A 14516-nucleotide genomic window follows, 5' to 3' on the forward strand; every position below is an offset into this window, starting at 1 on the left:
GGGAAGCAGGGGAGCAGGGGAGTAGGGGAGCAGAGGAGAAAATCTCCAATCTAAAATCCAAAATCCAAAATCCAAAATCGCTCAAGCCTGAAGATATCGGGTTTCGCCTGGGGCCACGAATTAATGCTATTGGTCGAATTGGTAATCCCCAGACTGTGATTGAATTGCTGACTACAGATGACATGGGGGTGGCGCTGGAAAGAGCAATGCAGTGCGAACAAATAAATGCTTCTCGCCAGGAAATGTGTCAGCAAATTGAACAAGAAGCGATCGCTTATGTAGAAGCAGAATATGTTACATCTCTACAGCAAAACCGTGTATTAGTTGTTGTTCAACCCAATTGGCATCATGGTGTTATTGGTATCGTCGCCTCCCGCTTAGTGGAACGCTATGGTGTTCCTGTGTTTATCGGTACTTATGAGGATGAGGGACATATACGCGGTTCAGCACGCTCAATTCCAGAGTTTCATGTATTTGAAGCTTTGGAATATTGTCACGATTTACTAGGGAAATTTGGTGGACACAAAGCAGCCGGGGGATTCTCTCTACCCGCAGAGAATTTAGAGATGGTGCGATCGCGTTTAATTGAGTTTGCTAACCAGTGTCTTGAACCCCAACATCTCAAGCCTCTGCTAAAAATTGATGCCGAAGTCAACCTCAACCATCTCAATCAGCAGCTTTATCAACAGCTTAATGCTCTACATCCCTGCGGTATGGACAACCCCGATCCAGTTTTCTGGACACCTAATGTCCAGGTGGTTGAGCAGAAAATCGTTGGTAAGGGTCATATCAAACTGACAATTGCCCAAACTATCGATAATCAAGAGTATAGAATTAAAGCGATCGCTTGGCGTTGGGGCGACTACTTCCGTTTACCATCGCGAGTGGATATCGCTTACAAACTGCGAGAAAATTACTTTAACGGCAACACCACCATCGAGCTAGAGCTAATCGGTGTCAGACTGCCAATTCAGATTCAAAAATTTTTTGTTTCGCCACCAACCACATCAAGCACAACCTTTGAATACAATCAACGACAGTATACTTGTGGTTTCTATAAAAACGGTATTGAAGCAGAATTAAGAATTAAAAATTCTGAAGGTAAAGTTTTAGCCATGCAGCCAGGACATATAATAGGCTTGCTAGGAACTAATCGGCAAAACGCCAAAGAAGTTGATATTTCTCAACCACAATATGACAATATTATCCAAGCTGCCCTTCAGGCGTTATCAGTATTGAGTGCTGGTTCATGAGTTATCAGTTTTAAATTCCAAAATTTTCTTCTACTCAGCACTCAGCACTCACTACTCAGCACTCTTATAGGTTGCCGTTGCGAAATGCCAGTACAAAGATTACTGCTGGGCCAGCAATCACAATTAGCGCTACGGATAGCAATTGGAAAATAACTTCCCAATTGATACTGGTAAAAGCGTTAAACAAGTCAGACACAGCGTCAAACATTTTTCCTTTTCTCCTCTTAATTGCTTTAAAAAATTCAATAACTTAATTACAAAACCCGCAATCGATCATATCTGGCTATGGACTGTTAGATTTAATTTACTTAACAAAATTATAAGAAAAGACATAAAAACGTAAAATGGGGGGATTGGGAATGGGGCATTGGGCATTGGGCATTGTTTATTCTTTTTACCTTCCTCAATTCCCTATTCCCTATTCCCCATTCCCCACTCCCCAATCCCTAATCAAAAATGTCAACTTGGCAATGTGTAAAGCAATGTGGGGCCTGCTGTAATCTTGACCCAGCAGAGCGTCCAGATTTGGAAGAATATCTCTCACCACCAGAACTAGAACTCTACCTCAGCATGGTAGGCGAAGGGGGATGGTGCGTTAATTTCGACCATACCACGCGAGAATGTCGCATCTACTCAAATCGTCCTCGCTTCTGCCGCGTTGAATCAGAAGTGTTTCAAGATATGTATGGAGTTGAACCAGAAGAAGTTAACGATTTTGCCATTGACTGCTGTCGCCAGCAGATAGAAGGGGTTTATGGCGATCGCAGTTTAGAAATACTACGTTTCGACAAAGCTGTTGGCCTTTGACACTTCCACCCTCCTTTTTTTTGTATGTAGTTGCAATTTATTACAACAATCTGAGAATATGATAGAAATATGAAAGCAACCTAGAAACAAAACTACTGCCTGTGAAACTTGACTCTGCATCTTTGGAGATTTCTGGCATATCTCAGACTGAGATCGAGCTAGAACTGAAAGACAGCAATGATTTGAACTTAACTCCTGCGATCGTTCAGCCTGTAGTTGCCAATAGTCCTCAAAAGCAGCAATCAGTACTAGTAGTTTTTGTTACAACTTTTGTAACCATTTTTCTAGCAGAAATTGGAGATAAAACTCAACTATCCACTCTATTAATGAGTGCAGAATCTCATTCGCCGTGGGTGGTATTTATCGGATCTGCGGCGGCGCTGATAACCACCAGCTTATTAGGTGTGCTTTTAGGTGGTTGGATAGCCAGCCGACTCAGCCCAAAAACTGTAGAAAAATCAGCAGGCGTGATGTTATTGATGATTTCGCTAATGCTGTTTTGGGATGTATTGGTTGGTCATTAGTCATTTGTCATTGGGTATTACAAAACTCTTCCCCATTCCCCATTCCCCATTCCCCCTAAATAATATGGATTGGCATCTTTTAGGACTTAGCTTTATTACAGTTTTTTTATCAGAATTGGGTGACAAAAGTCAGCTAGCGGCGATCGCACTTTCAGGACGTTCTAATTCTCCCCGTGCAGTATTTTTTGGTGCAGCAGGCGCATTGCTGTTGACAAGTCTGTTGGGATCTTTGGCTGGAGGTGCAGTAGCCGAATTATTACCTACACGCGTCCTAAAAGCGATCGCAGCCGTAGGATTTGCCATTCTCGCTGCACGTCTGCTGTTATTTAACAATGAACCAGAACCATCAGCAGATTTTGAACAAACACCTTAAAAAGAATCCAGAATCCAGGAATCAGAATTCCCCCTTGTGGGGGATTGAAAGCCGACAAGGTTTGAAACCACTCGAATTCCTACTGAATTCTGAATTCTGAGTTCTGAATTCTTCTTTACAAACGTTCCCAAGCGGTTCCTTTGTAGCCGTATTGAAAAATTTCTGGATGCAAAATTTCTGCCAAAATTTCTAGAGAATCTACCAGTCGCGGCCCTGGACGATTGAAGTAAGAATTGCCGTCAGTAATATAGACCCTACCAGCTTTGATAGCGTGTAATTTTTCCCACTCGGAACCTTGAGTTAACAAATTGGCTTCTTGGCGAGTACGATTTAAATCAAACCCACAAGGCATAAAAATAATTACATCTGGATTAGTTGTTAATAGTGTTTCCCACGGCAAAATAGGAGAAGGCTGACCTGTAGCACAAAATAGTGACTGTCCTCCTGCTAAGTTAACTAATTCAGGAATCCAATTAGCGGCAGCCATCAAAGGATCAGTCCACTCGACACAGGCGACAGTAGGCAGTTCATCTAAAGAAAGTCCTTGGAGTCTTTGCTGACAAATTTTAACGCGAGCTTCTAAATTTTCTAAAACTTTTACCGAGTCTACGTCAAAGGTGTTGCCGACTCGCTCAATGTCAGTCCAAATATCTTTGAGAATATTGGGTTGTAAAGAAATAATCTGAGGTTTACTGTCAATGAGTGTGGCAACTGCTTTTTCCACTTCGTGTAAACTGACAGCACAAACATCACACTGGTCTTGAGTAAGAATGTGGGTAGGCTGTAACTGTTCTAAAACATCTGTTTTGATTTCATAAATACTGAGAGCCGATTCCAATAAATTGTTCACTTCCTCGTGAATTTGACTGCTGGAGGCATTGGAATTTAAGCGTGCTTGGGTACAAATGGGGCGATTGAGGATTTCTGGAGGGTAATCGCATTCGTGCGATCGCCCCACAATAGCATTAACCAAACCTAGTGCCGCTAAAATCTCCGTTCCACCGGGAATCAGGGAAACAATTCTCACATTATTACTATCCGTCATCGCTCCACCTCCACAAAAGCTGCCATTGCCTCAATTCTTGCAAAATTTAAGTCTTTAGGCATCTTTCTCTAGGAGAATCAACGGTGCTTTGATAGTAAGCACTAAGCAAGAAATTGAACTAGGGACTGGGACTAAGCACTGGGGATAGGGAAGAGTTTTTCTAAAATCCAATCCCTATAACCCAGTCCCAACTTCAAAGCCTCCCACTAATTATACCGAATGATAGTAGAATTACTTAATGCCGTAATCCTTAAAAATGTTAATTACCACCTAGCAAAAGCCACTGATATGAAGTAATAGAAGTGACTAGCAAAATCTAGTTTGTAACTCATTATCCACAATCATAAAATTTGATTAGAAAAATTATACTTTCCGGTTATGAAAAACCATATCAAGTAATTGTAGTTATACAAAGAAAGTTCTAGTTTTCCGTAGAACTGCAAGGCAAAATTATTTCTTCTTGAGGGCAACTAATGCAGGTGGTGTCAGCTAGAAATATTACAGAGCACAACCAGGCCCAAGAGGCTTTCCAAATCAGAGAAAATAGTCGGCGAAAACAAAGCCAGTCTCTGGTGGAACTGGCAAGAAGCAAGACATTTCAGCAAGGTAATCTCAATGCGGTTTTGAGGGAAATCACCGAAACTGCTGCTCGGACACTCTTGGTGGAGCGAGTTGGGGTATGGTTATATAATGAGGAACGTTCAAAAATTGAATGCATTAATTTGTATGATGTAAGGACTAAAGAGCATACCTTTGGTAACTGGCTTTTAAAAACAAATTGTCCTACTTATTTCCAGGCTTTAGAAGAGGAACGTACCATTGCCGCACATGATGCCAGAAACGATACAAGAACCCAAGAATTATCCGAGTCTTATCTTTCCGTTTTGGGCATCACATCCTTACTGGATGCACCGATTTGGCTAGAGGGTCGTTTGGTAGGCGTAGTGTGTCACGAACACATAGGCGAAAGTCGCCAATGGACTTTGGAGGAAGAGACTTTTGCTGGCTCGATTGCAGATTTCGTGACGATGGCTATAGAAGCGAGTGAGCGAAACTTCGTGCAGGAAGCACTACGACAGAGTGAGGCGCAATTTCGGGCGATTTTTGAGCGTTCCTCTATTGGCATTGGACTTATAGATATGAAAGCGCAGATAGTCGATACTAATCTGGCGCTGTGCGAGATTTTAGGATACAGCCGAGAAGATTTATACGGCAAGCGGTTTACAGATTACATTTCCACAGAAAGGGGGGATTTAAAACTTTACAAGCAACTGATGTCAGGAATTCGCACAGACTTAAAGATAACTTCGAGAGATAACTTACAACCCTCCAAACATCAGGAACAAATTGTTGAAAGACATCGGATTGAGTTGGAAAGACGCTGCCGACATCAAAATGGTAGCTTAGTTTGGACTCATATCTCAGTTTCTGTTATACCAGGCAGCAATGGTGAACCTGAGTTTTTTTTAGCGATGATTGAGGACATTACTGAACGTAAGCAAACAGAGATAAAACTGCGTGCCTCCCAAGAAGCAGCAGAAGCCGCCAGTCGGGCAAAAAGTGAATTTTTAGCAACCATGAGCCATGAGTTGCGGACGCCTCTAAACGCGATTATGGGTTTGTCACAGTTACTCCAACAAGAAATAGTTGGCTCTCTCAATGAAAAGCAGAACGAATATGTAAACTGTATATATAGTAGTGGTGAACATCTGCTGGCACTAATTAACGATATTCTTGACTTATCTAAGGTAGAAGCAGGCAAAGAGGAACTGTTACTGTCACCTTTGCCAGTGTCAGATTTGTGTAATTATGCCATCTGGACAGTGCGCGATCGCGCCTTAGAAAAAGGATTGCAACTCACCTGTAAAATTGATCTAGAAGAGGATATTTGTATTGCTGATGAGCGGCGCATCAAGCAAATGCTACTCAACCTGCTCACTAATGCCATTAAATTCACCCCAGCCGGTCAGGTATCACTGGTAGTCAAAAAAGTACCACAAGGTATAACATTTACAGTTTCAGATACTGGAATTGGTATAGACTCAAATAATTTTCAATTTCTATTTGAACCGTTTAAACAGCTTGACAGTCAGCTAAATCGGCAGTACGAAGGCACTGGACTGGGTTTAGCTTTAACGCGCAAATTAGCGCGTTTGCATGGCGGAGATGTCACCGTAAAATCGACTTTGGGAAAAGGTAGTCAGTTCACTCTGTTTCTACCAAATCCAGTGCATCCGAGAGATCACGGAGATGAAGGAGATGAGGGGGCAAATTTTACCTTGTCCTCCTTGTCTTCCTCTTCCTCAATCATCCCCACAAATAAAACCATTTTGCTTGTGGAAGAAGAAGAAAATACTGCCACAACACTGCAAGATTATCTCCACACAATTGGCTACCAAGTCAAGTGGATAGATAATGGGAACGACTTTTTGAAACAGGTGCAAAATCTTCAACCAGATTTAGTTTTTTTTGATTTCCAGTTAGTAGAGGATGTTCGCATATTGAATTTTCTGAATATCCTTAGACAAGAGCCTTATTGGGAAGATTTACCGATTGTAATGATGACTGTTAGCGAACCTTTAGAAGAGGAAATTAGCAAGCTACCAGGAAATGCAAATGATTACCTTGTTAAGCCCATTCGGATAGTCCAACTAGAGTCAATACTGATTAGATATTTGAGCTAATTGGTCATAAAAAAATGTATTTTTATGACCAATTAATGAGAAAATATATAATATACTTTTACTCTGACTATGAAAATTTTTATCATTGTCACGTGGAGAATAATAGCTGATTAACATCAAGTATTTATGAGTCGATTAGAGCTAATTGTTCTGATGAAAAAGTCGATTTTTTTAGCAAATATTCTACATACTACTTTCATCATTTCATTTTTGAAATCTCTCAGAGTAATACAAGCATCAATTATGTATTAAGTAATTAATAACACCTTAGTCTACGTGTCTGTGATTAGTGTTGGCACAGCCTCTCGCAGAGAAGCGGGATGAAGTTTCAGTTTTCCGCCGCTTTCAATAAAATTTATTTTACTCTTTGCATAAATCAATAGAAATGGGGTGAAAAGTGATCAAGGCTCTCGTGGAAGATAAGCACTCCACAAAACAAAAAATTTAGAAACCCCATCATGATTATGGGGTAAGGGGTAATTAAGTATGATTAATCACATATCAATTTCTGTTCAAAATCCCCTGCACGTTGCCCAAGTTCTGGCTGAAGTCTTAAATGGGCAGGCTTTTCCCTTTTTCCCGCACCCAGGTAGCTATATGGTTTTTCCCGTTGACGAACATGGAACAGGAATTGAAGTTTATCCATTAGAAACTCAGCTAATACCTGGTGAAGGAGATAAGCAGTGTACATTTGCAGAAAATGTTACTCCTTCGGGGTTCACAGCTACTCATGCAGCAGTCTTGGTTTCTTCTAGTCAGGAAAAAATTGAGTTGATTGGCGAACGGGAAGGTTGGAAAGTATTACGTTGTAACCGCGACTCTTTTTTTGATGTTATTGAGTTCTGGTTAGAAAACAAAGTCATGATAGAACTAATCACACCGGAAATGTCGGCTCAATATTTGGCGGTAACACAGCCGGAAAATTTGAAGAAAGTTTTTAGTTGATAACTCTGCTGCTCCTAATTTAACAATATCATTCAGGAGGAAAGAGGCAGGAGTAAGCCACCTTCAAAAGCGTCAGACTTAGGCTGTGGACAACGCCCGATGCTCCGCTTGGGCATCGCACGGAAATCTCACTCAAGCGAGAACCGCTATATAACTAAATTAAAAAATTAATAAATAGAAATCCTAGTATTGTGTATTTTTGATCAGTGCTAGGATTTGGCCTTAGGAATTGACCCTTCAATTCCCTCAACATACCAATCCATCGCCAGTTGTCCCCGATCATCCAACACCTTACCCTTTGGCACTCGCACCATCCCTTTTTGATCTTTCACCGGGCCATCAAAAGGATGTGCAGTACCCTGAATAAACTCATCACGCTTCGCATTCACCAGTTGTTGCACATCAGATGGAATTGCCTGATTCATCGGGGAAATATCCACCATCCCTTCACTAATACCATCCCAAACATCTTGAGGCTTCCAAGTGTTACTCATTACAGCCAAGGCTTTATCTGTATAGAATTTGCCCCATTTGTTAATAGGTGATGTCAGGTGAGCTTTTTGACCAAACTTACTCATATCAGTGTTGTAGCCAAAAGCATAAATATCTTTTTCCTCAGCAAATTGGACAACTGCACCAGAGTCGGTATGCTGTGTTAGTACATCCGCACCTAAATTGACCAAAGCTTGAGCAGCTTCTCTTTCTTTAGTTGGATCGTACCAACTTTGTACCCACAGTACCTTAACTTTTGCTTGGGGATTTGTTAACCGCACTCCTTGAGTGAATGCACTGATTCCCCGAATTACTTCTGGAATTGGGTATGCGCCAATAAAACCAACTACATTTGATTTTGTCATCTTGCCAGCAATCATACCGGTTAAATAACGCGGTTCTTCAAAGCGTCCCAAATAAGTACCAACATTAGCAGCACGCTTGTATCCTGTACAGTGTTCAAAGATAACATCAGCAAAGTCCTTGGCAACTTTAATTGTTGGGTTCATGTAGCCAAAGGAAGTTGTAAAAATCAATTTATTACCATCTAATGCTAGTTGGCGAATCACCCTTTCAGCGTCAGCGCCTTCGTTGACATTTTCGACAAAGGTAGTTTTTACCTTATCTTGGAGATTGGCTTCCATATCTCTGCGACCTAAATCATGGGCATAAGTCCAACCAAAATCTCCTACAGTACCCATATAAACAAATCCCACCTTCAGAGGTTCATTTACCGCCATAGGTGACGCTGAGAGGGACACATCCGGCTGTGAATTGGAATTTCTACCTTGAAAACAACTAGTTAAGGCAAAGCTAGATCCTGCTAAAGTGACATACTTTAGAAAATTCCGACGATCCATATTCTATTGATTGGATTTACCTGTATAAAGGGGGTAAAAAGGTTTTTTTGACCGCTATTAGCACCAGAAACAGCTTAAATTGGCTACTTATTTAAGTTTAGTTTAATTTTAGCTTTTACTTTTGCTATCAATTTACTTAAGAAATAAGACAAATAATGCTTAAATTTATACAAAAAAACAAAACTTTTTCACGAAACGTATATTTGAAGCCAGCTTTGTAAAATGAATTGGGGATTGGGTAAACACCGAAACATACGACGCTAGATAATGAAGCCTTAGCGACGCGGTCAGTTGATTTTAGAAAAAATGGTTCTTCAGCAATATGCCAAAAATTTAATGAAATAGGAAAATAAAACTATGATATTTATTTTTAAGTATTTATATTATTAGCCTACTAACATATAGGACTCATATTTGATTTGGTGAAAAAACTCAGTAGAAATCAAAGCGGATTCCTATAGCATTTCAGGTATGAATTTAGCTTAGTTAATACTGAAGAAGCGAAAAATTTACTCAGAGGATGTTTTAAAAGTCTTCTGGTTGATAGGAAAACGTTTTATAAGAAGAATTCAGAACTCAGAATGGGCTAAACCTTAGCTATCCGCTAACAGAATTGAATTGTAGTCCGACTAGGTAATGAATATTGGTTTAAAATCTTGCCCGTAAGTGGCGCGAAAAAATTAAATTAAAATATTCTCGCCCTAAAACTCTATCCCTTTATGGATGGAGTATTCACCAATTCTGACTCCTGTTTTATGGCTCCCTAAATTCCCCTTTTTTAAGGGGAATTTAGGAAGATATCAACAAGTGCCTAAATTACAGCCGAACACTTTTAAAACATCATCTCAGCGATTTGTGAGCATTCCTTGAGTAATTCGCTGTTTAAGTACACGATAAAAAAATAATGGAATACCTACAACATAACGATCCCATAGACGAGTAGGTTCAGTAATTAAGCGTGTTAACCACTCAAGACCATTATCAGTCAGCCAACGTGGGCCACGGTATATAGAGTCAGTATAAAAATCTAGACAAGCACCTAAAGGTAAAAAGACAGTAGTTTCAATTTTGTTGAAGTTATCTAAAATCCAGCGTTCCTGTAACGGCATACCAAAACCAATATATAAAATATCTGGTTTAAATTTATTAATTTTGTCTATTACCAAATCATTCTCTTTTCCTGATTTATCAAAATAACCATGATGTCCGTGTATACGCAAATTAGGCGCAATTGCTAGTAACTTAGTAATTGCTTTATCGACTACACCGGGTTTTCCAGCTAACAAAAATAAAGAAAGGTTTTCTCTCTCACATTTTAATGCTAAATCTTCTATGTAATCTGGCGCTGTCATGCGATGTACAGATTGCACTGAATAACCATTGAATCTAGCTCCTATCAATACACCAAATCCGTCACAAAATACTAAATCAGCCTTATTCAAGAAATCTCGATACCAATACTTTTCGTAGGCTAAATTCATAGCTTTGATATTGACATTTCCTACAATTGTCTTTTTTTTGCTTTTGGCTGCTTCTATTAAATAATCTATTAATTCTTCTACTTTAACTTTATGAAATCTTGTATCAAGCAACTTTACTTCAGGAAAAGTTTTCATTTTTTTACCTCATTTATTAAAGAGAGAACACACTAAATCTAAAAAGATATGAGCAATAATACTAATGAATTGAGCATTCCCTTGATTGTTAATAATATCAATCTCATATTTTTTAATGCCTGCTATCCTTCTACAGGATGAATTGTGTATTTTTTAAGTTCAGTATATTTACGTAGATTGCATAAATCGCTTAAGCACAAGGGTTGCAATATAACTAAAATAACTGCCCATCTTAATCAAGAACGCTCTTAATTTGCAACTGTTGCATAAATATATTTCAAAGATACAAAATAATCTTTTATATCCAAGTGTTTAACTCTGACTCGTGCATTGTTTCCCAGAGTTATTCTCAGATTTTCATCTGTAATTAAGGATTGCATTGTTTCTGATAATTGTTGAATATCCCCCGGATTAACTAATAAACCATTCTGGTCTTGAGTAACTATCTCAGGTATTCCTCCTACTGCGGTAGTGATAACTGCCAAACCCCAACTCATTGCTTCTAGTAGAGCCATAGGAAGACCTTCATTGTAGGAAGGTAACACAAATACATCAGCTTCATTTAAAAGCTCGTCGCGTTTTTCTTGGTCTACCCAGTCAAGAATAGTGATGTAGTTAATAAGATTTAGATTTAGAATCAAACTGCGAGCTTGTTCTACATCTCCATCCCCTGCCATAACTAACTTTGCTCGGCTTTGTTGATCAGCAGGTATAGAAGCAAATGCCTTAATTAAATCAAATGCACCTTTGCGCTCACCAATGCGCCCTAAAAATAAGAAAAATATCTGCTTAGAATCTATCCTCTGTGGGATTTGTGCAGGAATTTTTACTGGATTAGGGAGAATAATAACTTTCTCTGATTTCAAACCAAGATTTTCAATATAAAATTTTTTCCAGCTATCTGATAAAACAATAAAATTGGTAGATTTACGAAATGACCAACTGAGCCACTGCTTAAGCAATTGAGGAAGTTTAGAGTAAAACAAATGAAAATCAGCACTATGAGTATGAATAATTACTGGTTTTTGAAATAGCCAACCAATAATAGTAGTAATCGAGTGACGAAAAGCACTACCTCTATCTGAAACATGAATGTGAATTAGGTCAGTTTTTTGGTTTAATAAGTTCCAAAATAACTTAGTTATTGCTTGCAAAAACACTAACGCCTTATGGACAGTAGAACCATTCGGTAAAGTAGTAATATGTGTAATTTGAATATCAGATGTAGTTTCTTCAAGAATGAGTTTTTCCACAGAAACTATTCCACCTTGGCGCTCTAAGCTTTCGCCTAACATAGTAATTTTCATGGGACTCATAATTGCTATTAATCTATTTTTTAAATTCAGTATGCTGCATTGGGCGCGATCGCGGCTCCAAAGATTCCCTAAATATGCACTTCTGAGATTCTACACTATTACTTACCTCCATAACAAAAACTTGCCTGTAATAGTACGTTTTTGACGTGCCTTAAAAAGTATAACTGGTAACCAGTGAAGTGCTGGGGGTTTTAAAGCCTTTCAGGAGTGGGGGAGAGGTTTCAAGCAGCTATCTTGCTAATTTTTAAACATTTAAAACGTTTACTTAAGTAATTTTAAGTTTTTAGTCCTGTAGAGTATATCATGTATCATGTCGATAGCCAAGACAATATAAAAAAAACTGAACTTTACTTATTTTTGACAGTGGTTTGGGCTTAAGTTGTCTACCAATAAAACCAAAGTAGAGACGTGAAATTTCGCGTCTCTAATTTTCTGCGTAGGAACCCTTACGCCTTAAACGTCAACACCGGACTCAACCGTGCCACAACATCAATCATTTCTGCCTGAACCTGCACATCAATCACAGACTGAATTGGTTTGTAAGCAGCGGGTGCTTCTTCAATGCGGCGTTCTTGACGCAGGGTGATGCAGTCTACCCCAGTTAATCCCAGTTCTGCCTCACTTTCAGATGCACCTCTGCGATTGAGGTCGAAGCGAGAATGAATTCTTCCCGCCCCGTGTGAGGCCGAATTACAAAATGCTGGATTGCCTCTACCCACCATGAGATAAGAATAAGCACCCATTGAACCTGGGATAATCACTGGTTGTCCTAGATGGGCGGGACAAGCGCCCTTGCGTGTTATCCACTTCTCAATTTTGGATTTTGGATTCTGGATTTTAGATTGGAGAGATTTTGTATACAACGTCTTTACATCTTCAAGTTGTGGCAAGGTGATGTTATGCGGCAAGTCATAAACTAGAGGTGCTTCAACATCTTTGTATACTTCTCGTAAACGCAGACGTAGCAATTCCGCCAACAGCAGGCGATTGACAAAGGCATAGTTAGCAGCAGTGGCTTCAGCTTGTAGGTAACTGGCGACTAATTCGGGGTGAGAATAAGTAGAGAGAGGAAAAATCTGAGACTCAGGGTATTTCAGACCTTTTTGCCAAGTCGCCTTAGCTTTATCTCGCCACATTCCCCCAATATATTTACCCACGTTTCGAGAACCAGAGTGAATCATAAAAGCTAGCTGTCCTTCGCGCACTCCCCAAGCGTGGGCAAGTGTGCGATTTTCGACTTTATCAACCCGTTGCACTTCTACAAAATGATTACCACCGCCAATAGTTGCCAGTCCGCCATCGCGTACTAGTCCAGCATCGGGAACTAATTCTTCAGGCGCCAGTTTCCAGTTACCATCCATTGAACCACCTAAGAAGATGCGTTCGCTCTCTTGGGCAAGTTGTTGCAAATCAGATTTAACTACACTCCCTGTAGGCTTATCTAGCATGACATCCAACCAACCGGGGACTCCATACTGAAATAGCGATCGCATTGCGTGAGCAGTCATCGTCACGTCACGCGTACCGAAGAAGTAATCCCCCTTCATGCGTTCTACAAATTGGTCGCGCTTTGCCAGAAATTCGTCGATTGTCAAATCAGCAACATGCAAGCGCATCCCACAATTGATGTCAGAACCGACAGCACCAGGGATGACCTGACCCACAGTTTCTACGACTGAACCAATGGCAACACCCGAATCACCTGGGTGAAAGTCAGGTGTGGCACAGGCACGACAAACACATCCACCTGACGGGTGGCGGACACTTGCCAAACTCGCTAACTGCTTCAGTGCCTTAGCTTCTACGGGAAAATCTTCCGGTAGTAATACTTCTGCTACAGAGGCATCAGGAGAATTAACTAGACGAACTGAATAAGTGGAATTGTTATAAGTTACATCTAAACCTTGCCGCTCTAAAGCACGCAAGAGACGTTTCAGATTTTTTGGCTGCATGAAGACTCCAAATAGAGTCTTAAAAAAGACCCTTTGTTGTGAAGAAATGAGGAGACTTGGGTTCAGCAGCCGCGTCTCAAGTGGTGCGGAGGGTTGTTTTCTCTACAATTCTGAGAAAACAACAGGTTAATTCTGACTAATGTGGTTATATAGCCTTAATAACACACACTTTCAGCAGATGACAAGTGTTTTGTAGTACGTTGTATTTTGATCGGCAATGGTTACTCAGTTCAACCAAAGTTGTAAAGAAATTTGAAGTTTAGCGAAAAACTTTTAAAAATCTCTAGACTCTCTAGCCGGCTAGAGAGTCTAGGATAAATTCAAGGCGACTCTCTTTCCAGTTATTTCTGACTGTTGACAGATGTCCCTCAGTCATCCAGCTTAGTCTGGCAAGGTTATTCATTTTATCCCGTAAATCTATGACTCTCCAACTCACAGTTCCCAGCATGTCTTGTTCTGTTTGTGCAAGCAAGATCACCAAAGCACTTCAGGCAGTCGATGCTAATGCTAGTGTTCAGGCTGATCCAACAACCAAGCTTGTGAGTGTAGAAACTCAAGTATCAGAAACAACAATTAAAGAAGCATTGGCTGCTGCTGGCTATCCAGTTGCTTAAGGGGACTGGGGACTGGGTACTGGTAGAATGACCAA

At 40.1% G+C, this 14516-nt stretch carries 13 protein-coding genes; 7 read left to right on the forward strand and 6 right to left on the reverse strand.

The genetic code is table 11. The features are described from left to right. A partial coding sequence (locus tag RRG12_RS33770) for a single-stranded-DNA-specific exonuclease RecJ (RefSeq protein ID WP_420762233.1) occupies window positions 1–1253 on the forward strand: 1253 nt, incomplete at its 5' end. Window positions 1254–1317: 64 nt separating this feature from the next. On the opposite strand, the gene psb30 is transcribed toward RRG12_RS33770, so the two are convergent. Continuing rightward, the gene (gene psb30 / locus RRG12_RS33775) at window positions 1318–1461 is read right to left on the reverse strand and encodes a photosystem II reaction center protein Ycf12/Psb30 (protein WP_069068686.1); all 144 of its coding nucleotides are present in this window, start codon (window positions 1459–1461) and stop codon (window positions 1318–1320) included. A 248-nt stretch (window positions 1462–1709) separates the two neighbouring features. Here psb30 and RRG12_RS33780 point away from each other — a divergent pair, with 248 nt between their 5' ends. The 3 genes from RRG12_RS33780 (at window position 1710) to RRG12_RS33790 (ending at window position 2957) form a co-directional block, all read left to right on the forward strand. After that, on the forward strand, window positions 1710–2060 hold the full coding sequence (locus RRG12_RS33780) for a YkgJ family cysteine cluster protein (RefSeq protein ID WP_292728780.1): 351 nt from the start codon (window positions 1710–1712) through the stop codon (window positions 2058–2060). 101 nt (window positions 2061–2161) lie between these two features. After that, the gene (locus RRG12_RS33785; protein ID WP_069068688.1) at window positions 2162–2584 is read left to right on the forward strand and encodes a TMEM165/GDT1 family protein; all 423 of its coding nucleotides are present in this window, start codon (window positions 2162–2164) and stop codon (window positions 2582–2584) included. Between the two features lie 64 nt (window positions 2585–2648). After that, complete coding sequence (locus tag RRG12_RS33790; RefSeq protein ID WP_069068689.1) at window positions 2649–2957, forward strand: TMEM165/GDT1 family protein; 309 nt, start codon at window positions 2649–2651, stop codon at window positions 2955–2957. Window positions 2958–3072: 115 nt separating this feature from the next. Here the strand turns inward: RRG12_RS33790 and RRG12_RS33795 are convergent, their stop codons facing one another. Continuing rightward, window positions 3073–4002, reverse strand: coding sequence for a cobalamin-binding protein (locus tag RRG12_RS33795; RefSeq protein ID WP_420762234.1), 930 nt, complete (start codon window positions 4000–4002; stop codon window positions 3073–3075). Window positions 4003–4475: 473 nt separating this feature from the next. Between RRG12_RS33795 and RRG12_RS33800 the strand changes: the two genes are divergently transcribed. Both RRG12_RS33800 and RRG12_RS33805 read left to right on the forward strand, forming a co-directional pair. Beyond that, entirely contained in the window at window positions 4476–6686 is a 2211-nt protein-coding gene (locus RRG12_RS33800) for an ATP-binding protein (protein ID WP_420762235.1), read from the forward strand. 486 nt (window positions 6687–7172) lie between these two features. After that, entirely contained in the window at window positions 7173–7631 is a 459-nt protein-coding gene (locus RRG12_RS33805) for a hypothetical protein (RefSeq protein ID WP_069068693.1), read from the forward strand. 209 nt (window positions 7632–7840) lie between these two features. On the opposite strand, the gene RRG12_RS33810 is transcribed toward RRG12_RS33805, so the two are convergent. The 4 genes from RRG12_RS33810 to RRG12_RS33825 all read right to left on the reverse strand — a co-directional run bounded on the left by RRG12_RS33810 (window position 7841) and on the right by RRG12_RS33825 (window position 13867). Further along, on the reverse strand, window positions 7841–8983 hold the full coding sequence (locus RRG12_RS33810; protein ID WP_420762236.1) for a BMP family ABC transporter substrate-binding protein: 1143 nt from the start codon (window positions 8981–8983) through the stop codon (window positions 7841–7843). Window positions 8984–9828: 845 nt separating this feature from the next. Beyond that, a complete protein-coding gene (locus RRG12_RS33815) occupies window positions 9829–10599 on the reverse strand; it encodes a WecB/TagA/CpsF family glycosyltransferase (RefSeq protein WP_084226981.1) in 771 nt (256 codons plus the stop codon). Window positions 10600–10847: 248 nt separating this feature from the next. Then, the gene (locus tag RRG12_RS33820; RefSeq protein ID WP_420762237.1) at window positions 10848–11906 is read right to left on the reverse strand and encodes a glycosyltransferase family 4 protein; all 1059 of its coding nucleotides are present in this window, start codon (window positions 11904–11906) and stop codon (window positions 10848–10850) included. 455 nt (window positions 11907–12361) lie between these two features. Beyond that, window positions 12362–13867 carry an RtcB family protein gene (locus RRG12_RS33825; RefSeq protein ID WP_420762238.1) on the reverse strand — a complete coding sequence of 502 codons (1506 nt, stop codon included), beginning with the start codon at window positions 13865–13867 and terminating at the stop codon, window positions 12362–12364. A gap of 419 nt (window positions 13868–14286) precedes the next feature. Between RRG12_RS33825 and RRG12_RS33830 the strand changes: the two genes are divergently transcribed. After that, window positions 14287–14481 (forward strand): heavy-metal-associated domain-containing protein, encoded by a 195-nt coding sequence (locus RRG12_RS33830; protein WP_420762239.1) that lies wholly within the window; start codon window positions 14287–14289, stop codon window positions 14479–14481. Window positions 14482–14516: the final 35 nt, after the last annotated feature.

The sequence above is a fragment of the Nostoc sp. CALU 546 genome (genome assembly GCF_048836525.1).